The following is a 22,123-nucleotide window of genomic DNA, read 5'->3' as shown; positions in this document are numbered from 1 at the left end:
CGCGGCTTCCGTGCCGCGTGAGGGTCGCATTCAAGCCCAGGCTGGGATCGAGGCTGTCAGCCCCATTCGGAGTAGCGACGTCGTGAGCGAAGGGCCTGAATGATGAGGGTCAGTATGACGCCGATACCAACCGCCATGGCGCCATAAAGGAACCAGGTCTGTTTGGTGTCGTCGCTGAGTCGCTCGTTTTCCGCTTGCAGGACTTCGATCTCGGTTTCGAGAAGCTGACGCTCTTCCATCAGCTCCTTGTTGGTCTGGTTCAGAGTAATGGCGTTGCCGGAGATGCGCTGCAGCTCTTCCAGTTCAGAACTGAGCCGCTGGACTTCGGCCTGGGAGGTCTGAAGTTCGCTGCTGAGCCGTTGGTTCTCTTCCTGCAGGGATGACGATTGGCCCCCCAGTTCCTGGCGCTCCCGGGTAAGCTCCTGGATGCGAGCCTGGGCCTGGGTCAGTCGGTCGCGGGCAATGGGCTGGTCCTGAAGGTATTGGTCGCGCACCCAGCCCTCGTCGCCGGCTTGAGTGCGTACATGGACCCATTCACCCGTTTCGCCTTCTTCGAGCACCGTCATGCGGGTGCCGCTGGGGAGGATCTTGGTGATGCGGAACTGGTTTCCCTGACCTGCGCGCATGTTGATCCGCAGCTCGTCGGAGACGTACCGGGTCTGGGCAAACGTGCCGGCGCTGAAAAGCAGAATCAGGACAAATGTAATGAGGGCGCTTTTGCTCATTGAATTACCTATTTGTGAGATGGGCCCGGTCGGGTAACGGCTGCAACGATTTTGGACCAGGGCCAGAGCTTGCCGTAGCAACGCGCACCAATGATAGCTGAAGCTCCGGGAAAGCTCTAAATGGAATAACGGGAATGTCAACTTGCTCACAGCGAAAGCCGGGGCTCGCAAGTCAGGGCATAACCTTCTTGAAGGGCTTGACCTCGACCTTTCTGAACACGCCGCCGCTTACATAGGGGTCGTCGTCGGCCCAGTTCCGGGCCTCGTCCAGGTCATTGAACTCTGCAAGGATAAGGCTGCCGGTGAAACCCGCCTCGCCCGGGTCGTTACTGTCGATGGCCGGATGCGGGCCGGCCAGTATCAGGCGACCTTCGTCCTGCAGCTTCTGGATGCGCTCCAGGTGAGCAGCCCGGGCCTGCTTACGCAGAGGCAGGCTGTCGGCTACGTCTTCGCAAATGATGGCGTAAAGCATGATTCTCTCTTGGTTTTATTTTTGGCTTTGAGGATCGTTGAATATCTCTTCAAGGCTCAGACTCGTGTGTTTCCGAATGGAGCGGAAGAGGTAGTACACGGCAAACAGCATAACAATCATTGCCGGCACCACGTTAACAGGGTAGCTGAGGGCCATCATGCGTGCGAGCTCCACGTTGAAGGCTTCAGTACCGGGTGGGCTTACCAGCACGATCTTGGCTAGTGCGTAGTTGGTGGCGGAGGCTACGAAAAAGGAGCAGGCCAGCAGCACGGATGAGTTGGCGAGGCTCTTCTCAAAGGCTTTGGTGGTCTGGTTTTCCCGCAGGGCGCGATCAATGCGCTGGACCTGCAAGAGCTTGTCATTATAGATAAAGGTTTTGACCAGCGGGTATCGGGTCTTCAGGGAGAACAGGGTCACCAGGCCGATGAGGCCGGGAACGGCTGCCTCCTTGATGGCAATGTATTTGGGGTCAATTTCAAGCAGGCCCATTCCGCCCGTTAACGCGACCGTAACCACGCCGAGCACGGAGAAAAAGTTGATTTTGTGCGCGCCGATAAAATCCTTGCAGCCGTATACGATGGGAAAGGCGAGGGCGACAATCAGGGCAAGTTTGGTGCCCAGGTACTGGTCCTTGCTCAGGAAGCTGAGGATTACCGTAGGAATGACTACGTTGATCAGAATCTCGAGAAGAGGGTTGTTCCGCTCGGGGCTGGCGGTGGTGGTGCTTTCGGTCATAACGCTCTCGGTTTGTGAAACAGACTCTGGGTGAACTTTAATCGGGGCCACCCGCCCGGACACTGGCAGTTGCTCTCAGGCGCTTGATTCACAAGCCCCTTCGGCCTGGCAGGCCGTTGAAAAAGAGTCCCTTAACAGTCTGCTTAGGACCTCCGCCAGTTGAAAATGCTCAATGACCCGCGCTCGGGCCTGCGCCGGTTGCAACCTCCATTGTAGCGGCAAGGCAGGATAATACCGCACCGCGCTGCCAAATACCCACGACACCCGGGATTAGCGCATTCTCTGGCAAAGGAAGGGGACTTTTGGCACACTGGGCCGGGTCCCGCGAGCCGCCTTTATCCGGTCGGCCCGGCTGTTCAGCACAAGTGCCGCGCTGGCGCGGCGGTCAGGGAGAAGTTCACTTGGCGCAGTTCTTTCAGATCCACCCCGAAAACCCCCAACTCCGTCTTGTTCGCCAGGCCGCGGAGATCATCCGCCAGGGTGGCCTGGTCGCCTACCCCACCGACTCCGCTTACGCCCTGGGCTGCCAACTGGGTGACCGCATGGCGCTGGACCGGATACGCGCGATCCGCCGGCTGGGCAAGGATCACAATTTTACGCTCGTATGCCGGGATCTGTCGGAGCTGGCCACCTATGCCAAGGTGGACAACCTCATGTTCCGCCTCCTCAAAAAGTACACCCCGGGCCCTTTTACATTTATTCTCGAAGCCACTTCCGAGGTGCCTCGCCGGCTCAAGCACCCCAAGCGCAAGACCATCGGTCTGCGGGTTCCCAACAACAACATCGCTCTCGCGTTGCTGGAGGAGCTGGGCGAGCCGCTGATGAGCAGCAGCCTGATACTGCCTGGGGATGAGCACCCCCTGACCGACCCCTACGACATCAGAGAGACACTGGAGCACGAACTGGAGCTGGTCATCGACGGCGGCTTCTGCGGCCTGGAGCCGACCACAGTGGTGGATCTGACGGGTGATTCGCCCGTGGTGGTCCGCCAGGGATGTGGCGAGTTCACGGAAGCGTGATACGCCGGGCCCCGGCTGGTGCTCGAATACAAGCCAACAGATGCACGCAATATTCTGAAAAACAAGAAAATGTCCGGCTTTTCCGGAGCGAGTGACGGCCGCACAAGGCTGTTGCAAACGACAGTCGCGAAGTATAATCTGCCGCACTCCGCCCCGAGCGGGGTCTCTGTCTGGCGCAGTGTCTCGGCCTGAGTAGCTGTCTGGAAAATAACGAAGGTATCTGCGTGATCAGCGAGAGCGATGAAATAACTGTTGTGGATCAGCAGCAGGAAGCGTCCAACGACGATTACTCCCAGACCCCCGAAGATGCTCCGTCTGCCCGTCCCCAGCAGGGGGAGATGCCCTTCGCCGTGGTCCAGGGCAAGGCCTACACGGAACTCCCCAAGGACCTCTACATCCCGCCCGATGCGCTGGAAGTCTTCCTGGAAGCGTTTGAAGGGCCGCTTGACCTGTTGCTCTACCTGATCCGCCGCCAGAACCTCGACATTCTGGAGATTCACGTGGCCGAGATTACCCGGCAGTACATGGCCTACGTGGAAATGATGTCCGCCATGCAGTTCGAACTGGCCGCGGAGTATCTGGTGATGGCGGCCATGCTGGCGGAGATCAAATCCCGCATGCTGCTGCCCCGCAGCAAGGAAGAGGAAGAGGAGGAGGAAGATCCCCGCGCCCAGTTGATCCGCCGCCTCCAGGAGTACGAGCGTTTCAAGCAGGCTGCCGAAGATATCGACGAGATGCCCCGGGTCGGCCGCGAAGTCCACGTGGCGAGTGCCGCACCACCCGACAACACACTGACCCGCCCGGAACCCGACGTGGAAATGCGCGAATTGTTGCTGGTGTTGTCGGAGGTGCTGCGCCGGGCAGACATGTTCGAAAGTCACCACGTGGAGCGGGAGAAGCTGTCCACCCGTGAGCGGATGGGCCAGATCCTCGACCGCTTGAAAGGCAACAACTTCGTGCCCTTTGTCAGCCTGTTCACGGTGGAAGAAGGGCGTCTGGGCGTGGTGGTGAGCTTTCTGGCGATCATGGAGCTGATCAAGGAATCCATGGTGGAAATCGTCCAGAGCGAATCCTTCGGCCCGATCCACGTAAAAGCCCGCGCCCAGTAGCTTCGCCCCACAGACCAAATGACCACACTCGCGGAATCACCGCTGTGGAAACAACGGAAACGACTCCAGTCAGAACATGAATATTGATAGCACTCTACTGCGCAAAATCATCGAGGGAGCACTGCTGGCGGCCGATGGTCCCCTCAGCGTCGCCAAGCTGGCGAGCCTGTTTGAAGCGCCCGAAGGCAGCGAGCCCGATCAGGATCTGGACCCGGAGCAGAAGCCGGCCAAGGGCGATATCCTCGCTGCCCTGGAGGAGATCCAGGCCGACTGCGAAGGTCGCGGTTTCGAATTGAAAGAAGTGGGCAGCGGCTGGCGTTTTCAGGTCGTTCAGGAGACGGCGCCCTGGGTCAACCGGCTCTGGGAAGAAAAGCCACAGAAGTACTCCCGTGCGTTATTGGAGACCCTTGCATTGATCGCCTACCGCCAGCCAATTACCCGGGGCGACATCGAGTCGATCCGGGGCGTGGCGGTCAGCTCCACCATTATCAAGACCCTGACGGAACGGGAATGGGTGAAGGTGGTGGGCCATCGCGATGTGCCGGGGCGGCCCGCTCTGTATGCCACCACGCGGCAGTTCCTGGACTACTTCAATCTGAAGAGCCTCGACGAGCTGCCCACGCTCAAGGAAATCCAGGATTTTGAAAAGCTGGAATCCCAGCTGGACTTCCCCGCGGATTCCGATGGTCAGGAAGCGAACGGCCAATCAACGGCTGAAGCGCAGCCAGGCGATGAACCGGGTCAGGTCGACGCGGGCTCCACCGATGCACTGACGGCGGAAGATGCGGGTGCAGCTGAGCCGGGTACAGATCCAGGCACTCAGGCGACAGAATCAGGGGATCGGGACGAGGAGTCCGTCACCGACGGCATCCCTGAGGCTGACCGGGAGCCGGAGCCCCGCCCGATCGAAGAACCGGAAGCGGAGCCTGACAGCGAACAGGCAGCCCCATTGATGGAAATTGACAGTGAAACAGACGAAGCGGCACCACACGAAACCGGCAGCGGCGAAGAAGAGCCCGAAGCCGAAGCAAGCGACAGCAGCGAAGACGGATCCGAACCCGCCAAGCTCCACGAGTGACGAGAAGCTGCACAAGGTTCTGGCTCGGGCCGGCCTCGGCTCGCGTCGGGAAATGGAGGCGGCAATCGCCGAGGGCCGGGTCCGGATCAACGGCAAGGTCGCGACCATAGGCGATCGGGTCACCCGAGAGGACAAGATCGTCTTCGACGGTCATGTGGTCAAGGCGGCAGCCCCCGGCAGGCAACGTCTGCGGGTAGTTCTCTACAACAAGCCTGAAGGGGAGATTTGCTCCCGCTCCGATCCGGAAGGGCGCCCCACGGTCTACGACCACCTGCCGCGTTTGCGCGAGGGGCGCTGGATCTCCGTGGGCCGTCTGGATATCAACACCAGTGGCGCACTGCTCTTCACCAACGACGGGGATTTCGCCCACAAGCTCATGCATCCATCCTCCGTAATCGACCGGGAGTACCTGGTGCGGATTTACGGAGAGGTGGACGAGGACATGAAGCAGCGGCTGCTGGACGGTGTCCTGCTGGAAGACGGCGTCGCCCGCTTCACCGATATCGTCGAACGGGAAACCGAAGGCAGCAGCCACTGGTATTATTGCGTGGTCATGGAGGGCCGCAACCGGGAGGTTCGCCGTCTCTGGGAATCCCAGGGCGTCAAAGTCAATCGCCTTAAGCGCGTTCGCTACGGCAACATCTTCATCCCCAGTCATGTGCGGGCTGGCCAATGGGTGGAGCTCAACCACCGGGAGATCGCCGATCTGGCTCTCACCGCCGGCTACGAGATTCCGCGCAACGCGGAGCCGTTTACAGTGCAGGAGCAGCGGGATTATCGGCGCCACCAGCGTAAACTCCGCAAGCGCGCCGCCCGAAAATAGCTGGGCTAGCAGCCTGTTCAAGAAATCCGTCCCGGACTTTTTCAAAACGATTCCAATCGGTTTTTAGCACCTCGAACCCGCGTTCAGAGTTTTAGGGGCGGCGCGGGGTTTTGAATCCGTTTGCGATGCGGGAAGGGGTTTCGAGAACCCATTGCAGCGCGGCCTGCCACTGCAGCGGAAATGAAACTCGATTTAACCTTTATTTGCTATCGGGCCGTGTAGGTTGGGTTAGGCCGCAGGCCGTAACCCAACGATGGAAAACCAAAAGCTGAACGTTACTGCTGAGTCATTAATCCGTTTGCGCTGACGGGGAGGGGTTTCGAGAACGCGTGAATCCATCCCTGGAGCTCCCTCACGGCTTCCCTTCCGTGAGGGTCTCGAAACCCCTCCCCGCCACCGCAAACTCGCATCGCAGTGCGGCTTCCCAACGCAGTGGAACCGGTTTCTGGAAAAGGACGCCGAACGCTCTTCGGCTTGGGCGGGCGGGCCGTTAATGAGGCCATCGACAATTTCTCGGCCGGCACGATGTGAGTTCGGGGTCGGGTTGGACCTTTCGAAACCCTGGCGGCATGGATGCCGCGAGGGAGCTACATGGATGTATTCACCGCGATTTCGAAAGGTCCAACCCGATCGCGAACGGATTCAGAACGTCGGACCTTGAGATCCGCGCCGAATCTCCGTCGGGTCGCCACGGGGGTGGAGGGCTGAGCGCAGAGTCCTTAATCCGTTTGCACTGACGGGGAGGGGTTTCGAGAACGCGTGAATCCATCCCTGGAGCTCCCTCACGGCTTCCCTGCCGTGAGGGTCTCGAAACCCCTCCCCGCCACCGCAAACTCTCATCGCAGTGCGGCTTTCCAACGCAGTGGAAACGGTTTCTGGAAAAGGACGCCGAACGCTCTTCGGCTTGGGCGAGCAGTTGACGAGGTCGATCGACAATTTCTCGGCGGGCACAATGTGAGTTCGGGGTCGGGTTGGACCTTTCGAAACCCTGGCGGCATGGATGCCGCGAGGGAGCTACATGGACGTATTTACCGCGATTTCGAAAGGTCCAACCCGATCGCGAACGGATTCAGAACGTCGGACCTTGAGATCCGGATCCGCATTCTGAAATGCGTCGGCTCGTCACGAGGTGGAGAGCTGAGCGCAGAGTCCAGCAGCCTATTAGGCTGTTCGCGGCGCAGGGTACTCGGACTCCTGAGTGGACTCGAAGTCCGCCCTGGGGAGCAGCACTTCCACAACCAGCCCACCCTCCGGGTGATTGTGGGCGGTGATACTGCCCTGGTGTAATTGCACCGTGCGCTGGGCAATGCTCAGCCCCAGACCGTACCCGCCGCTGGCCCGGTCCCGCGCCTCATCGGTGCGGAAGAAGGGCTCAAAAATATCCCTGAGTTGTTCCTCCTTGACCCCGGGCCCCTGATCGGCGACGGCAATGATGAAATCGTTGGCCCGCTGGCGAAGGGAAATGGTAATCAGGGTGTCCGGCCGGGTGTAGTGTACGGCGTTGCCAATCAGGTTTTCGAACACCCCCATCAGGGTGTTGCTGTAGGTGGCCACCAAGGCATCCTGCACATCGCTCTTAAAGGTGATGGTCACACCTTTTTCACTGGCCTCCTGCACAAAGTCTGTCTCCAGTGTTTGCAGCAAAGCGTTGAGGTCCACCATGTCCGTGAGCTCCCAGCTCTCGGCCTCATTAGTGGGGAAGGACAGGATGGTGGTGATGATATCGTTCAGGTAATCCGCCGCGTGCCGGGCTTTTTCCAGCTCCTCCTGGACCTTCCCGCCGCTGCGTTGCTGGGCAATGCCCAGTGCAAACTGCAGGCGGGCCAGCGGAGAGCGCAGCTCGTGGGATACGTCCTTGATCAGCCGCTTCTGTTCCTGCATGGACTTCTGCAGACGTACCGTCATGTTGTCGAAATCCCGGCTCAGATCCGCCATCTCGTCCTTGCGCGTTGCAAAGCGGGGCGCCACGCGCACGGTCAGATCGCCCCGGGCAATTTCATTGGTCGCTTCCTGCAGAGCGCGGAAGTCACGGGACAGGTGGCGGGCGAAGATGTAGCAGGCAGTCCCGGAAATCAGCAGGGACATCAGGTACAGAACCCAGTTGGATCTGATGTAAAGGCGCCACTGGACGTAGCGACCGTACAAGGGCGTGGAAAAGGAGATCACCCTAAGCTCATTGCCGTCTGGCAGCAGGATGAATCGCGCTGCGTAGCTCTGCTCCTGCTCACTGGTGATGTAGAAGGGATTTTTGGGGCCGACCATGCCCAGAATTTCGTTGATAATCGGAGGGATTTCCCGGCCCCGGAGGTCGATGCCCAACTCGTCGACGATGTAGACGCGCCGGAAGATCCACTCATCGACCTGGGGAATCCCCCGTCGGAGGCTCGCCAGGTTGTAGTCCATAATGGCGTCGATGGTGCTGTTCAGGCCGCGTACCGCAAAGCGGTCGTAGGGGCTGCTCTCATATTGGGCCAGCAGCTGGTTTTCCGGGCTGGGATTGACCCAGTGCACGTAGATGTTGTGGCCGACGACCGTCAAGATATTGATGGCCCAGAAGCCAATGAATATCTTGATGTAAATTTTAGGCATCGTGTTCGCTGGTGGTGAGCATGTAACCCGCGCCGCGGATATTGATAATCAGATCCTTGCTGGCGTTCTTGGCCGCGAGCTTCTTGCGGATGTTGCTGATGTGCACGTCGATGCTGCGGTCGTAGGGGGTCAGTTTCCGGCCCAGCGCCTCTTCCGTGAGGATGTCCTTGCTGATCACCTGCCCGGGCGAGCGCATCAACCATTCCAGTACCGCAAACTCAGCGCCGGTCAGGGTGACCGGCTCGCCGTCGAAGTAGACGGTGCGGCTGCCCAGATGGACCTTCAGCTTGTCCACAGTGAGGGTGTCCTCCGTGCGGGACGTACTCTCCTGGGCGCTGATGCGTCGGAGGATGGCGCGCAGGCGGGCCACCAGCTCGCGCGGATTGCAGGGCTTGGCCAGATAGTCGTCAGCACCCAGCTCCAGCCCCACGATGCGGTCGACCGTATCGCCCTTGGCGGTCAGCATCAGGACGGGTGTTTTGCAGTAGTCCCGGAGTTTGCGCAGGACCTCAAAGCCGTTCAGTCCCGGGATCATCACGTCCAGCACGATCACATCAAAAGTGCATTTACTGGTGATGTCCAGCACATGGCTTCCGTCGTGAACCATCTCCACCTCGAACCCCTCACCCTGAAGATAGTCGCGGAGCAGCTCACACAGTTCGAGATCGTCGTCGACAAGCAGTATTTTCGGCATAGCAGAAGGTCAGTGAGTCGTTATTGATTGTGGCGCCGGAAGATTGCTGTAACCGGCGCTTCTCGGGCTGCCTGACGGGGCCGGCAGCAAAAGGCGTTCAGCGTGACTGATTAAGGTTTTTCGCTTTCGGGTATTCGGGCTGAGACGTCAACACACAAGTTTACGTGCAATTGGAGAATTTGAGAAGGAGTTCGGTAGAGCCCCCGGGAAGGGGCTCGGAAGGTGGGTATCAGCGTCGGGGCAGCACGTCGCGCAGTTTCTCGCGCGCGTCGCGCAGGCATTGCTCCGTCGTGTCCCAGCCGATGCAGGCATCGGTCACGGAAACCCCATGCTCCAGTTTGCACGGGTCATCGTTGAGCGACTGCTTGCCAGGGTTCAGATTGCTTTCCACCATCACCCCGATAATGGATCGGTTTCCTTCGAGGATCTGGTTGGTGACGTTGTCCAGGACGAGAGGCTGAAGCTCGTGGTTTTTGTTGGAGTTGGCATGACTGCAGTCCACCATGATGTTGGTGGAAATTCCCGCGGCTTTGAGCTCCTGCTCAGCCATTGCAACGCTGACCGAATCGTAGTTCGGCTTGTCGCCGCCTCCACGCAGGACCACATGACCGTATGGATTGCCCTTGGTATGGATGATAGAAACCCGTCCGTCGAAGTTGATCCCGAGAAAGCGGTGGGGGCTGGAGACGGACTGCAGTGCATTGATCGCCACGGTCAGGCCGCCGTCGGTGCCGTTCTTGAAACCCACGGCGGTGGACAGGCCACTGGCCAGCTCCCGGTGAGTCTGGGACTCCGTGGTACGGGCGCCGATGGCGGACCAGGAGACCAGATCCTGCAGGTACTGGGGAGAGATGGGGTCCAGGGCCTCGGTGGCGGTGGGCAGGCCCATTTCGGCCACATCGATGAGCAGCTGACGGCCGATGTGCAGGCCTTCCTCAATCTTGAAGGAATCGTTCAGGTAGGGGTCGTTGATCAGTCCCTTCCAGCCCACAGTGGTCCGCGGCTTCTCGAAATACACACGCATCACCACATACAGCGTGTCCGCTACCTCATCGGCCAGAACTTTGAGACGGCGGGCATATTCCTTGGCTTCCTCCACATTGTGAATGGAGCAGGGGCCAATAACGACCATCATGCGGTGGTCCTTGCGGTCCAGAATGTCGCAAATGGTCTGGCGGCCCATGAGCACGGATTCACGGACGCGATCGCTCAGGGGAAGGGCTTTTTTAATGTCGCTCGGGGTAATCAATACCTCCTGAGAGACGACATTAAGGTTTTCAGTATCTCGGGTCATGGGTCTGGCTGCTTTTACTGTTCGTGCATGAGTGTGCTGCTGTGATTGGTTCGGGGCTTAGCAGGCGGTTGAGCGCTAATTCTACACGGCTCGGAAGGCTGCGGGAATTCGGGTCCGCATTCAGACCGCTTATTTCGAAGATATGCCTCCCGATCGCCGGAGATTTTGATCCTGCGGACCAGGCCCCATGTATTCAAATCATGCGGGGTGGACCTGGTCCTCTGTGAAGAACACTTCGTGCAGTCGCTTGAGTTGAGGAAAGTAGAGTGCAGTGCGTATCGGGCGTTCCCGGCCTCGCGCGGTGTCCAGTTTCCCCACGATGGTGCGGTAGCGTCGCAACTGCCCGGAATACTCAGCCTCGGCCTGGGCCAGGAATGCGTCCATACCCAGGTCGGAAACAGCTTCCCCGGTCGTGGTCTTGTAATCGATAATCCAGCGGCAGTCCTCATCCACAAAAGTACGGTCGATGATGGCCTCCCGGTAGCCGGCACCGCCCGCCAGCAGGGCCAGTTCGCAGGCGCTTTCGTCATGGCGGTTGTCCAGCAGCCAGCGCCCCACCGGATCCGCCAATGCATTGCCCACCGCCTCGGCAACCTGCTGGGCTCCCTGTACCGCTTCGGTCCGGGCCGCACCCAGCTGGCGTAGCTGCTGAATCCACAACGGCCGTTGGGCTTCAACCCGCTGGGGCGGCCATTGTCCAATACCTTCCTCGCACACGGTCCGCAGAGCGCGGTGCAGCACCGTGCCCGCGTAGCGGGCGGTGCGAGCAAGCAGGGCGGAGCGATCGGGCAGCTCCTGGTCGTCAAATGATGCGGGGCCGCGGTAGGCGCCCAGGCTTTCGTCGCGGGGCCACGCGGGCCTCTGCCAGCGGGTTGGGAGCCGCAGGATGTGGCTGTGCACGTAGTGGGTGGCCGAGGTGCCGCCCTGGGAAGGGGACGCTTCCTCGACCAGAACAATCTGGTCCCTGAGAATGGGCCATATCTGCCCGGCCAGAGTGCCGCGGCCCGGTGCCTTCAGTTCGCCGCTTTTTTCGTCGCGCTCCAGGTCCATGAGCAGGTAAAGCTTCGAAATGGCCCGGGTACAGGCCACGTAGAGCAGCCGCGCAGTTTCATATTCCTGACGCAGGGAGCGCTCCCGCTTCAGGTAGCTGTACAGGCTATCCCCATCGCCACCAATGGCACCCTGGGGGCTGATCAGCAGGTGGGCCGCCCCGCGGGTATCGGTGTACTCCTGCCACAGCAGCAGGGGGTTGTCGTCGCCGCGCGTGCCCTTGTTCAGTTTGGGAATGATGACCGTGTCGAACTCCAGGCCCTTGGATTTGTGAATGGTCATGACCTGCAGTCGCGAGCGCTCGTCCGACTTGTCGTACAGGGCCGTCAAAGCATTCTCGAAATCGTCCCAATCGTCCATGTCCCCGCCCCGGGCGTGCTGGTCCAGCAGGGCGAAGTAATGCTGGGGGCTGTGAAGTTCCGCGGGATTGGCAATGGCCGCGGGGCCGCCCAGGGCCAGCCAGGTTCCTTCGACCCACTGGCGCAGGGGCTTGCGCCCCTTCTGGGCAAGGGCGGCGATCAGCACCTCACGCAAACGCTGAACCAGAGCCAGTCCAGGGGCGGACAAGCCGACGCGCTCGCAGTGGAGAATCTGTCCCCACAGCAGAGGCTGGGCGGTGGGCGCAACGGACGGGTTTTCTTCCACACGGGTGTTGGCAAGGGTATGAAGATCGTGCAGGTCGAGGCCGCACCACGGGGCGCGCAGGATCGAGAGCCAGGCAATCCGGTCGCTCAGGTTCAGCAACGCCCGGGTCAGCGAGAGCAGATCGATCACTGCCATTCGGTCGCTGAGCGCGTCGATGTCCCGCGCCTGCCAACTGATGTTTGCCGAGCGCAGCTCCCTGAGCACATCCTGCAGGTGGCTGCGACTGCGGGCCAGAATGGCGACGCTGCCGGAGCCGGATTCCAGCTCCTCACCGAGCAGGTCCCGAAGGTAGTGGGCCTGGGCCTCCTCGCCGGCGCCCACAAAGCCGCGCGCTTCGATCAGCCCGGTCGCCGCAGCGCCGCAGGAATCGGCCATGCTGTAGCGGACCGCCCCGCGGTTGATGTCGTCCCGGGGCGGAAACACCCGCTCGAAGCAATGGTTGACCCATTCCACCAGTTTTGTGTCGGAACGAAAGTTTACCGTGAGGTTCAGCGGCGTAAGGGCCAGGGTGCCGATTCCGCGGGTGCGCGCCTGGATGAAGATGCCCACGTTCGCGTCCCGGAATCCGTAGCAGGACTGCATGGCGTCGCCGACGAGAAACAGAGTGCGCCCGTCGCCAGCCTCCCATCCGGCGGTCAGTTTTTGCAGCAGCTCCAGCTGGGGGCGGGAAGTATCCTGGAACTCGTCCACCAGGATGTGTTTGATTCGGTAATCCAGCTTCAGCGCGATTTCCGACGGGGCATCCTCCTCGCCAAGCGCCCGCGACGCGGCAATGGCCACTTCCGTGAAATCCGCTTCGCCCACCTTGCTGCAGTGAAGATTGAAGATGGCTGCCAGACCGGGAAGCACCAGGGTGAGGCTCTCCAGCAGCTGCCACTGCTCGGGTGCCACCGCGAGATTCGGCAGGGCCCGGATGTCGGTGAGCAGCCGGGTGAGCTCCTCGTCCTCACGCAGGTCCCCGATCACGGCCATCAGGCGTTCTTTCTGCTCGCTGAACAGTTGCTTTTCAGTCGCGTCCCGGGTGGACGAGGGGGCCGGAAAACCCAGTTTATTGTTGATGGTTTTGCGCCACCCGCCGGTGTTGGTCAGGCACAAACCCGCCAGTGCCTGCCACAGGTCGAGTGCCTGTTGCGGCTCCAGGTCCTCTCTGGCGAGCTGCACGTCCCCTGACGTGAAGGGGAGCTGTTCGCCGTTGCGGATCCGGTTTTCACAGGAGAAGCGCAGCAATTCGCCCAGCTCCGCCAGGTGGCCGTGCAGCTTCTTGCGGGTACGGGAGAGGGTGTCCTGGACGATGGCAAAAATGCTCGCTTCGAAGTAGTGCTTGTTGCCTCTCGAATAGTACAGGGGGCCCAGCCATTGGCTGCGCTGTTGCAGTAGCTGAACCAGCAGGTTTTCCACCCGCGGCAGATTGTTGTCCATGTGCCGCAGCAGGATGCCGACGGCCTCGGCCAGTGGACCGTCTTCGCGCAGTTGCCGAAACAGCTCCTGGACTGCAGCGCGGTAAAGAGGCGCGGCGTTCTCTCGGGTTTCCAGGTAGGCGCTGGCTCCGGCGGCGATGGGAAGCTGCCGGGTGATGGACTGGCAGAACGAGTCGATGGTCTGGATGCGCAGCCGACTGGGGCTGCGCAACAGCTGCCAGCCCCGCTCCTCGTCACGGGCAAGCACCTGCCGCGCGAGTTCGCTGGTGAGCTGTTCATGGGGGGAGCCGGTCGGCTGGCCTTCGCGGGCTTTCTGCAGGGCCGTGGTAATTCGGTGGTGCATCTCCTGGGCGGCCTTGCGGGTAAAAGTAATGGCAAGGACCTCCTCCGGATAGTCGCAGAGCGCCAGCAGCTTCAGAACCCGTTGGGTGAGCAGGCCGGTCTTGCCGGAGCCGGCGGGCGCGGAGACGGCGAAGGAACGGGTGGGGTCCAGGGCTTCGCGCCGGGCCGCGCTGTCGGGGACGGCAATACTCATGAATGATTCTCCCCTGAACGTCGTGAAATGTAGTACTCCAGAAATCCGGCTTCCGGCAGGCGGTTCAGGGGCAGGAGCTGCTCACTGTAGCGGATGGCTGTGTTGAGGTTCTTCGGCTGTACGGCGGCGTAGCCGCTCAGGTACTCCTTGGCCAGCACCGTCAGCCGCTGCCGAAACTCCGAGTGCAGACTTGCCCAGTCTTCGCGCTGGTGGTCCTTGCTCAGTTTTGGTGGCGTTTTTACCTGGGAATCCCAGGGGGCCAGCGCCTCATCAACAATGCCGCAATAACCGGGCTTTTCCGCGCGAACGCAGCCAAAGGCGATCCCGGAGACCGGCTCGGGGTAGCAGAGCGCGTAAAGGGGCAGCTGGGGTTCGTCTGGCCGGTCTCCCAGCCATTGACTGATGCTGGCAGACATGCCGGTCTTGTAATCAATAATCAGGTAGTGCCCCGAGTGGCTGCGATCCACCCGGTCGATGCGCATGCGGAAGTTGAGCCCGGCGAATTGTCCTTCCAGGTCCTGTTCCGTGGCCACCACCTGGAAGGGCTCCCGTCGGGTCTCGAAGGTCAGAAAGTTCAGCACCAGGTCAGCTACTCGCTTTTTCTCCAGATCCACGTAGTACGGCCCGAGCTCGAGGCCTGCATCGCGGCTCAGATCACTGAAAACCTGGTCCGTGGCCCGGGCCACCAGCGCAGGTAACTGGGCGCTGTTGGTGAGCAGGGTCTGCTGATCGCCGAGCTGGCTCCAGATTGCCGCCAGCACGGCATGGACCGCGCTGCCTTTCTGTGCAGGGCTCAGGCCGAGGCTCGGATTGTCCGCCTGCCTGGCAGCCAGGCGAAATAGTGCAAAGGCGTTGAATGGACACAGAGCCTGTTGCTGGAGTACAGCACTGCCCCCGCGCGCGGTTTCCCCTTCCGCCAGCTTCACGGCCGGGCCGTGACAGCAATCCACCACTTCGAGCGCCTGGCTTCGCCGGGTCGCCTCGTAGTAACCGGGCAGGCCGAGGGTGGTCAGCTTCCCGGTATCCACCAGGTCGGCTGCGGTAGCGGGCGGCAGATCCGCAATCAGCGCGCTGGGCAGCAAGTGGGCCTCGTCCTGCTGGGAAGGGTGGCTGAAGACCACCTGGTCCGCGCAGTTCCGGTAGTGCCGGGTCAGGGATTCGGCGAAGGCGATCTCCTTGTCCACGGACGAGCGCGGCATCTGTTCGGCGCGCTGCAGTGGCAGGGGCAGGAGGGGATTGGGATTGGGGCTGGGTGGCCAGTTCTGGTGGCTCATGCCCATGACCCAGCAGCAATCGAACCGCAGCCCCTCGCCCTCGAGGCTACCCAGAATCTGAATCGGCGAGTGCTTCACTTCCGCCTGAAAGGGCGTGCTGTTGGCCAGCTGTTGCAGGACACTCAACGCTTCTCTCGCGGTCATTGCCTCCTCCAGCACATCGAGGGAGGCGAAAGTTTCCAGCAATTGATACCACTGCCGGGTCTGCTGGTACTCTACGCTGTCCAGCGACCGGGTGCCCGGCCATCCGAGCAGGTCCAGCGCGCTCAGGATCCGGTCCACCCAGGCTCCGGCCATTGCTCTGCCGCCGCGCCGCCATTCGCTGCCGGCCTGCTGCAGTCTCCGGGACAGGGCCAGGCTCGATTCCCACCCGTGCTGTTGGGCCAGGGACTGAAGGGTGACGCGAAGCTGGGTGGGCGAGTAGTAAAATCGCGCCTGGCGGCGCAATGCGTCCAGCGCCGCGCTGCGAATGGCCTGCTCGCTTCCGTAATCGCTCCAGAAAGGCGAGTTGAGGATCTTACGCAACTGATCACCACTCGATTCCTCTTCAAAGCTCTTAAGCAGGATCAGCGCGGTATTGACCAGCGGGGTTGCGCCCAGCGGCGTTCCCGTGGAGATGTTGAAGGGCAGGGTGTAGCGTGCTTCGGCGGGCGCGTAATACTGGGGCTCGAAGACTTCGGTGAACACACGTTCCACCCGGTCGCGGCTGGTTCCCAGATCCGGGACGATGATACCCACGCTCTGAGCACCTTCGTTGTGAGCATGGTGCGCCCACAAGGCCGCAGCGCGAATCTCCGCGTCCGCGGAGTCAAGGGCCACCCGATTGATCCGGGAGGTGCCAAACTTTTTTTGGGGCGTTGGCAATACCCGGGCTGCGGCCGCCTCCAGTACGGCCCGGGTGAGCGGCGGCAGATCGGGCAGCGATTCCAGATAGATGGTGTTGATCCGGGGCAGGATTCCCGCTTCAAACGCCTCCAGTATTTTCCGGTAGCTGTCTTCCCGGGTTATCAGGTTCAGGCGGTGGAGTTGCTGCCCAAAGCGCTCGCCCCAATCCAGGAGCGGATACTCCTTCGCATCTCCGAAGCCAGTGAGGCGGGACAGGGGTATCCGCCAGAGGGCGAGGTTTCGCAGGGCTTCGCTGGCTTGCTGGATCAGGCGGTTGCTGGCCGGCAGTGCCGCACCCAGCTCGGATGCCTCGATGACGGATTTCCACAGCTTGCGGGCCTGCAGGTCATTGATCACCGCGGCTTCGCACCCCGGGACAGCCCTGTCCTGCAGCTCCTGCCAGCAGGCGTCCAGCCATTCGTTGAGGGCGTATACCCTGGGCGTCAGGCAGACCGCCCCCTGGCTTGCGGCAAAGGCTTCGCGAATGCGGTTACGCAGGCGCTGGTTGGGGGTGAGAACCCAATGGCCGCCTTCGAGAGCGTCGCGAATGGGGGTGATATCGTAAAGCGAAGAAGTCATTGCGCGCGGGTCGCCGTTGTAAGGATTGGGTGGGAACGGTTACTGGGAGCCGCTGACTTCCACAAAACCGATTGTGCCGGGAAGCCAACGGGCGAGGGCCGGGCGAAGTTCCTCTACTTCGGGCTGCCTGGAGGTAAAAAAGCAGCGATGGCCCGGCGCGCCGTCTTCAGCGGAATGTGCCAGCTCGCCACTGGCAAGTAAAGAGCTGACCCGGCGTGCGATCGCCTCGCCGGAATCCACCCAGGAAACGGGCTTCCCGAGGGCTGCGCTCAGCTCCTCGCGCACCAGGGGGAAGTGGGTGCAGGCCAGCACTACGGTATCCAGGGCCGCAAAGTGCTCCGATTGAATCAGTGGCTGGAGCGCCTCTAGGAACTGGTTGGAATCCGGCTCCTGGCCCCGAAGCTTCAGTTCCGCCAGTTCCACCAGCGCACTGGAACCCACCGGCAGGATCTGGCAATCCGCCGCGAAATCGTTGATCAATTGGCGGGTGTAGTCCCGGGTCACGGTCCCGGGGGTACCGAGGAGGCCGATGACTTTGCTGCGTGATGTTTGTGCAGCGGGTTTGATGGCCGGCACCACGCCCACAATGGGCAGTGAGAAGTGGGCCCGCACGTGGGGCAGGGCTACTGTGCTGGCGGTGTTGCAGGCCACCACGATCATGTGGGGGTGGGTCTCTTTCACCAGCGCGCGCAAGACCCGGTCAACCCGGTCCACCAGGGCCGACTCGGACTTGGTGCCGTAAGGGAAGTAGCCGTTATCCGAGGCATAGCTGATGGTCGCCTGGGGCAGGGCGCGGCGAATCTCGCCGACGATGCTGAGACCACCGACGCCGGAATCAAAAACCAGAATATGGGGGGCACCACTCAAGGGATAATCCGCTCAATCGTTCTATCCGCCTGTCATTCGGCAGATTGCAATACTGTTTGGTACTTTACATGTTCCCGGGCAAACACCGGGTCACCGCCCAACTCGTGGGCACGCCGCAACTGCTCCAGTGCTTCCTCCTCGCGACCCAGTTCATACAGGGACTGACCATAGCGCAGGTGAACGAAGGGGCTGTTATCGGTGGCGGGGCAGAGCAGTGCCGAGCGCAAGGCTTCACAGGACTGGTTGAATTGCCCCGTGCGGAAGTAGGCATCGCCAATGGCGGTCAGCGCCCATCCGGCTTCACGCCACTGATGCTGCGGCTTGGGGAGCAGTAACCACGCCTGATAGAATGTCCGCAGTGCCCGCTGGTAATCCCCATCATCATAAAGCTGGTAGCCGCGATAGCAGAGCTGCTTCACTTTCATGGCCAGATCATCGGCCAGAATCGGAATGTCGGTCATGGGCCTTTCTTAGCTTGGCTTGGCACGTCGCATCGCCTTCCCTGTCGGAGTCTTGTCCCTGACTTTCAGCCGCCTCATGATAGACCAGACGCCGGCAAAAAACAGCGACCTGGAACAAAACAACAGTCATCGGCGTGCGCCAGAGCATAATTCGCCGCACAGTCAGGTAAACCAGTGTCTCATTTGAATCTCGACATCGTACACATGGCATCGGCAGCAGCCGGATTTGCCTGCGCCGTTCTCATTCTGGGGATACTCTGGCGCATAAGCGACAACACGCAGAAGCGCCGGGCGGCGGAGGCTGCAGGGCTCGGGGCCGAACGGGTTCGGCAGTTGGAGGAAACACTGCAGGATCAGGAAAGGGCCCTGGCGGTGGCAGAGGTGCGACTGAGTCACCTGGGTGAGTTGCAGGAAAGACTGGAACAGAAGGAGCGGCAGCTCAGTGTTGCGCTACAGGAGAGGGCCACGCTGAAAACCCGCCTGGAAAGCGAACAAGGCCACAACGAGCAGCAGCTCCGCCTGCTGAAGGATGCACGGGAAAACCTGGCCCGGGAGTTCGAGAACCTGGCCAACAAGATTTTCGAAAGCAAGCAGCAGCAGTTCAGTCAGAACAGCAAGCATGCGCTGGAGGGCACTCTCAACCCGCTGCGGGAGCAGCTCAGGGACTTTCGCAAACAGGTTGAGGATGTTTACCATCGCGAAAACTCGGAGCGGAACAAGCTGGTGGGCCAGATCAGCGAGTTGCAGAAGCAGACCCGGCAGATCAGCCAGGACGCGGTCAATCTGGCGACGGCTTTGAAAGGCAACAACAAGGCCCAGGGCAACTGGGGCGAAGTGATTCTTGAGCGTTTGTTAGAAGAGTCGGGGCTTCAGAAGGGCCGCGAGTATGAAACCCAGGTGAGCCTGAAGGACGAAGCGGGAAGGCGCCGTCAGCCGGATGTGATTGTGCGTCTGCCCGGGAACAAGGACATTATCATTGATGCCAAGGTTTCGCTGGTCGGTTACGAGAGCTATTGCAGCAGCGAGGATGAGGACGAGAAGGCCCGCGCTGTGCGCAATCATATTGCGTCTATCAAGTCGCACGTGGAGGACTTGAGCCGGAAGAACTACGAAAAGCTGGACAACATCCGCACTCTGGATTTTGTGTTCATTTTTATTCCTGTGGAAGCAGCCTTTATGCTTGCTCTGCAAGAGGAGCCCGGTCTTTTCAATTATGCTTACGATAAGCACATTGTTCTGGTCAGCCCCACGACGCTGTTGGCAACGCTGCGTACGGTGGAGAACATCTGGCGTTACGAGAAGCAGAACAAAAACGCTGAACGAATCGCGGATCTGGCGGGTAAGCTGCACGATCAGTTTGCGCTGGTTGTTGAATCTCTGGCTGAACTGGGCGTGACGATCGAGCGAACGCAAAAGGCCTTCGATCTGACCCGGAAGCGACTCCACACCGGTAATGGCAATCTGTACAACCGTATCAGGAAGTTGGAAGTACTTGGGGCGAAGACCAAACGGGGGCTTCCCAGGCCTTCTTTGGAGATTGGCTCTGAGATCGAGGCAGAGGAAGATCTGGCGGACCTCGATGAACAGCATTAGGGCTTGGTGCCGCACCGAGGAGCAACTTGGCTTGGAGTTCTTAATCCGTCCGGAACCGGGGCAGGGCCTTCCGAAAACGCGTTGAATACTTCCTGTAGCTCGCTCGCTTCTTCCCTGAAGCGAGCGTTTCGAAAGGCCCTGCCCCGGTTCCGGACTCGTCTCGCCGCGGCCCCGGACATCGGATGTTGCACCCCATCCATGACCTGGCACACAGTGTAGTGCGAACCCTTGAGTATGGGACTGACGCTGGCGCGCGTCGTGTTTCAAGGGGAGTAGAATGCGGACCTCAGCGGTCCAAGCTGTTCTGAACGCCAATCCAAGCAACCAAGAGAGTTTTTATGTCAATCGAAGAAGCCCGCCTGGAGATCTGCAACCTGTCCATGGACCAGTACCCGCAGATCAAGGCTTTGATGGATGAGGCATACCCCGAACTGGGCGGCGCCTGGCCTCGGCATACGCTTGAGCACTTGATCAAGGAGTTTCCGGAAGGGCAGATCGGCATACTGGATGAGGGCGAACTGGTGGGCATCGCGCTGAGTGTTCAGGTGGACTACGCCCGATTTTCAAACCCGCATACTTACGAAGACATCGTCGACAGCAACGACAAGGTGATGAGTAATCGGGAGGGCGATGCTCTCTACGGGCTCGATGTGGTGATCAGGCAGAGCCACAGGGGGATGCGCCTCGGCCGTCGCCTTTATGAGGCGCGCAAGGAGCTGTGCCGACAGTACAACTTCAAGTCGATTCTGGCAGGCGGACGAATTCCCAATTACCATCAGTACCAGTCGCAAATGAACCCCACCGAATACATTGCGCGAGTCGCTGGCCGCGAGATTTACGATCCCATTCTCAGTTTTCAGCTTGCCAACGATTTCACCGTAAAGCGGCTGCTTAAGCGATACTTGCCTGAGGACGAGGAGTCGGTGGGTTATGCCACGCTGCTGGAGTGGGATAATATTCTGTACGAGCCCACTCAGTCGGTGCTGGATGTGCCCAAGACCATCGTGCGCGTGGGGGCGGTGCAATGGCAGCTTCGCAGTGTGGCATCCCTCGAGGAAATGCTCGAGCAGGTGGAATACTTTGTGGACGCGGTGTCGGACTACCAAAGCGACTTTGTTGTGTTTCCGGAACTGTTCAGCGCTCCCTTGATGGGGCTGCAGGAACATGGATCCCAGACGGAAGCGATCCGCTACCTGGCGCAGTTCACCGAGCCGATGCGCGATCGCATGTCGGACATGGCCATCGAATACAATGCCAATATCATTGCGGGCTCGATGCCCCTGATGGACGGAGAAAGACTCTACAACGTGTCCTATCTCTGCCATCGCAGCGGACGGATCGACGAGCAGCGCAAGATTCACATCACCCCCCACGAAAAGTACGACTGGGTCTTCCACGGCGGGGACGCTCTCAGTGTTTTCGAGACCGACGCCGGGCGGGTCGGCATTCTCATCTGCTACGACGTGGAGTTTCCGGAGCTCTCAAGAATTCTGGCGGAGAACGGTCTTGAGATCCTGTTCGTTCCCTTCTGGACCGATACCAAGAACAGCTATCTGCGCGTTCGCCATTGTGCCCAGGCCCGGGCCGTTGAAAACGAGTGCTACGTGGTGATAGCCGGCAATGTTGGCAATCTGCCGCAGGTGGACAGTCTGGATGTGCAGTACAGTCAGTCCGCTGTGCTAACGCCCTCGGATTTTCCCTTTCCCCACGATGCGATTCTTTCCGAGGCAACGCCGAACACGGAGATGCTGCTGTTCTCGGACCTTGACCTCGCCAAGCTGAAGATCCTCCATAGCGAAGGGGCCGTGCGCAACCTGAAGGATCGGCGCAAGGATCTTTATGATGTGCTGATTAAAAAGTAATGCGCAAAGCTGCGGTGCTTCAGCGAACCCCGGCGTCCTTTTCCGGTTCAGAGCCTTGGGGGTTGTTGGAAGAGCAGCTTCCCGCAGCGGGTGGAACCACGGAATCAACTGGAAGGTAGGAACTATGAGTGTACGCAATTTAAACCGTTTTTCGGGGGTGATTCTGTTGACGCTGCCTTTGGCATTGGCAGGCTGCGGAACGTTTTCCGGAGGCAGCGAGCGGCTCCGTGCCCCAAACTATGCGTCCCCCGTGGGGTTGGATAAATGGGAAGTGAATTGTGGTCGCAATCGCATTATTGTCGACGACGACCATCTGGATCAGTTCTATGAAGACGATGGGACCGCCAAGTCTTACACGGAATTCTGCGAAGATGCAGAACCGGGCCGGGCAGCACGGCGGTAGAAAAGCGCTGGCC

17 protein-coding genes are annotated in these 22,123 nt (G+C 60.4%); 7 read left to right on the top strand and 10 right to left on the bottom strand.

What is annotated here, in order from left to right; translation table 11 throughout:
• Positions 1–56: 56 nt before the first annotated feature.
• The 3 genes from ACURWW_RS01795 to ACURWW_RS01785 form a co-directional block, all read right to left on the bottom strand.
• Positions 57–725 (bottom strand): TIGR04211 family SH3 domain-containing protein, encoded by a 669-nt coding sequence (locus ACURWW_RS01795; protein WP_445615298.1) that lies wholly within the window; start codon positions 723–725, stop codon positions 57–59.
• Between the two features lie 172 nt (positions 726–897).
• On the bottom strand, positions 898–1,197 hold the full coding sequence (locus ACURWW_RS01790; protein WP_445615297.1) for a YciI family protein: 300 nt from the start codon (positions 1,195–1,197) through the stop codon (positions 898–900).
• A 15-nt stretch (positions 1,198–1,212) separates the two neighbouring features.
• Complete coding sequence (locus ACURWW_RS01785; RefSeq protein ID WP_445615296.1) at positions 1,213–1,932, bottom strand: VC0807 family protein; 720 nt, start codon at positions 1,930–1,932, stop codon at positions 1,213–1,215.
• 401 nt (positions 1,933–2,333) lie between these two features.
• On the opposite strand from ACURWW_RS01785, the gene ACURWW_RS01780 reads away from it, so the two are divergent.
• The 4 genes from ACURWW_RS01780 (at position 2,334) to rluB (ending at position 5,961) form a co-directional block, all read left to right on the top strand.
• Positions 2,334–2,951, top strand: coding sequence for an L-threonylcarbamoyladenylate synthase (locus ACURWW_RS01780; protein WP_445615295.1), 618 nt, complete (start codon positions 2,334–2,336; stop codon positions 2,949–2,951).
• Between the two features lie 224 nt (positions 2,952–3,175).
• Positions 3,176–4,060, top strand: coding sequence for a segregation and condensation protein A (locus tag ACURWW_RS01775; RefSeq protein ID WP_445615294.1), 885 nt, complete (start codon positions 3,176–3,178; stop codon positions 4,058–4,060).
• 76 nt (positions 4,061–4,136) lie between these two features.
• The gene (gene scpB, locus ACURWW_RS01770) at positions 4,137–5,138 is read left to right on the top strand and encodes an SMC-Scp complex subunit ScpB (RefSeq protein WP_445615293.1); all 1,002 of its coding nucleotides are present in this window, start codon (positions 4,137–4,139) and stop codon (positions 5,136–5,138) included.
• Between the two features lie 7 nt (positions 5,139–5,145).
• A complete protein-coding gene (rluB, locus tag ACURWW_RS01765; protein ID WP_445615388.1) occupies positions 5,146–5,961 on the top strand; it encodes a 23S rRNA pseudouridine(2605) synthase RluB in 816 nt (271 codons plus the stop codon).
• A gap of 1,161 nt (positions 5,962–7,122) precedes the next feature.
• On the opposite strand, the gene ACURWW_RS01760 is transcribed toward rluB, so the two are convergent.
• The 7 genes from ACURWW_RS01760 to ACURWW_RS01730 all read right to left on the bottom strand — a co-directional run bounded on the left by ACURWW_RS01760 (position 7,123) and on the right by ACURWW_RS01730 (position 18,252).
• Positions 7,123–8,550 carry an ATP-binding protein gene (locus tag ACURWW_RS01760; RefSeq protein ID WP_445615292.1) on the bottom strand — a complete coding sequence of 476 codons (1,428 nt, stop codon included), beginning with the start codon at positions 8,548–8,550 and terminating at the stop codon, positions 7,123–7,125.
• Positions 8,543–9,244: a response regulator gene (locus tag ACURWW_RS01755; protein ID WP_445615291.1), complete on the bottom strand. Its 702-nt coding sequence runs from the start codon at positions 9,242–9,244 to the stop codon at positions 8,543–8,545. Before ACURWW_RS01755 ends, ACURWW_RS01760 begins: the two co-directional genes overlap by 8 nt.
• Before the next feature lie 229 nt (positions 9,245–9,473).
• Positions 9,474–10,538, bottom strand: a complete 1,065-nt coding sequence (locus ACURWW_RS01750; protein ID WP_445615290.1) for a 3-deoxy-7-phosphoheptulonate synthase — start codon at positions 10,536–10,538, stop codon at positions 9,474–9,476.
• Between the two features lie 198 nt (positions 10,539–10,736).
• A complete protein-coding gene (locus ACURWW_RS01745) occupies positions 10,737–14,186 on the bottom strand; it encodes a UvrD-helicase domain-containing protein (RefSeq protein WP_445615289.1) in 3,450 nt (1,149 codons plus the stop codon).
• Positions 14,183–16,924: a PD-(D/E)XK nuclease family protein gene (locus tag ACURWW_RS01740; protein ID WP_445615288.1), complete on the bottom strand. Its 2,742-nt coding sequence runs from the start codon at positions 16,922–16,924 to the stop codon at positions 14,183–14,185. Before ACURWW_RS01740 ends, ACURWW_RS01745 begins: the two co-directional genes overlap by 4 nt.
• A 39-nt stretch (positions 16,925–16,963) precedes the next feature.
• Entirely contained in the window at positions 16,964–17,791 is an 828-nt protein-coding gene (murI, locus tag ACURWW_RS01735; protein ID WP_445615287.1) for a glutamate racemase, read from the bottom strand.
• A gap of 32 nt (positions 17,792–17,823) precedes the next feature.
• The gene (locus ACURWW_RS01730) at positions 17,824–18,252 is read right to left on the bottom strand and encodes a tetratricopeptide repeat protein (protein WP_445615286.1); all 429 of its coding nucleotides are present in this window, start codon (positions 18,250–18,252) and stop codon (positions 17,824–17,826) included.
• A 174-nt stretch (positions 18,253–18,426) separates the two neighbouring features.
• Between ACURWW_RS01730 and ACURWW_RS01725 the strand changes: the two genes are divergently transcribed.
• From ACURWW_RS01725 to ACURWW_RS01715, 3 genes are all read left to right on the top strand, one after another.
• On the top strand, positions 18,427–19,845 hold the full coding sequence (locus tag ACURWW_RS01725; protein WP_445615285.1) for a DNA recombination protein RmuC: 1,419 nt from the start codon (positions 18,427–18,429) through the stop codon (positions 19,843–19,845).
• Between the two features lie 338 nt (positions 19,846–20,183).
• Positions 20,184–21,707: a GNAT family N-acetyltransferase gene (locus ACURWW_RS01720; protein ID WP_445615284.1), complete on the top strand. Its 1,524-nt coding sequence runs from the start codon at positions 20,184–20,186 to the stop codon at positions 21,705–21,707.
• Positions 21,708–21,831: 124 nt separating this feature from the next.
• Entirely contained in the window at positions 21,832–22,110 is a 279-nt protein-coding gene (locus ACURWW_RS01715; protein ID WP_445615283.1) for a hypothetical protein, read from the top strand.
• The last annotated feature ends 13 nt before the right edge of the window (positions 22,111–22,123 follow it).

This window comes from Gilvimarinus sp. F26214L (assembly GCF_054401055.1).
This window is presented reverse-complemented; position numbering and strand designations above follow the sequence as displayed.

Excerpts from the sequence above, each read along its gene's own strand:
- ACURWW_RS01755 (WP_445615291.1), bottom strand. The coding sequence starts at position 9,244 with ATGCCGAAAATACTGCTTGTCGACGACGATCTCGAACTGTGTGAGCTG.
- ACURWW_RS01785 (WP_445615296.1), bottom strand. The coding sequence starts at position 1,932 with ATGACCGAAAGCACCACCACCGCCAGCCCCGAGCGGAACAACCCTCTT.
- ACURWW_RS01750 (WP_445615290.1), bottom strand. The coding sequence starts at position 10,538 with ATGACCCGAGATACTGAAAACCTTAATGTCGTCTCTCAGGAGGTATTG.
- ACURWW_RS01730 (WP_445615286.1), bottom strand. The coding sequence starts at position 18,252 with ATGACCGACATTCCGATTCTGGCCGATGATCTGGCCATGAAAGTGAAG.
- ACURWW_RS01720 (WP_445615284.1), top strand. The coding sequence starts at position 20,184 with ATGTCAATCGAAGAAGCCCGCCTGGAGATCTGCAACCTGTCCATGGAC.
- ACURWW_RS01795 (WP_445615298.1), bottom strand. The coding sequence starts at position 725 with ATGAGCAAAAGCGCCCTCATTACATTTGTCCTGATTCTGCTTTTCAGC.
- ACURWW_RS01715 (WP_445615283.1), top strand. The coding sequence starts at position 21,832 with ATGAGTGTACGCAATTTAAACCGTTTTTCGGGGGTGATTCTGTTGACG.
- ACURWW_RS01745 (WP_445615289.1), bottom strand. The coding sequence starts at position 14,186 with ATGAGTATTGCCGTCCCCGACAGCGCGGCCCGGCGCGAAGCCCTGGAC.
- scpB (WP_445615293.1), top strand. The coding sequence starts at position 4,137 with ATGAATATTGATAGCACTCTACTGCGCAAAATCATCGAGGGAGCACTG.
- ACURWW_RS01740 (WP_445615288.1), bottom strand. The coding sequence starts at position 16,924 with ATGACTTCTTCGCTTTACGATATCACCCCCATTCGCGACGCTCTCGAA.
- ACURWW_RS01790 (WP_445615297.1), bottom strand. The coding sequence starts at position 1,197 with ATGCTTTACGCCATCATTTGCGAAGACGTAGCCGACAGCCTGCCTCTG.
- ACURWW_RS01760 (WP_445615292.1), bottom strand. The coding sequence starts at position 8,550 with ATGCCTAAAATTTACATCAAGATATTCATTGGCTTCTGGGCCATCAAT.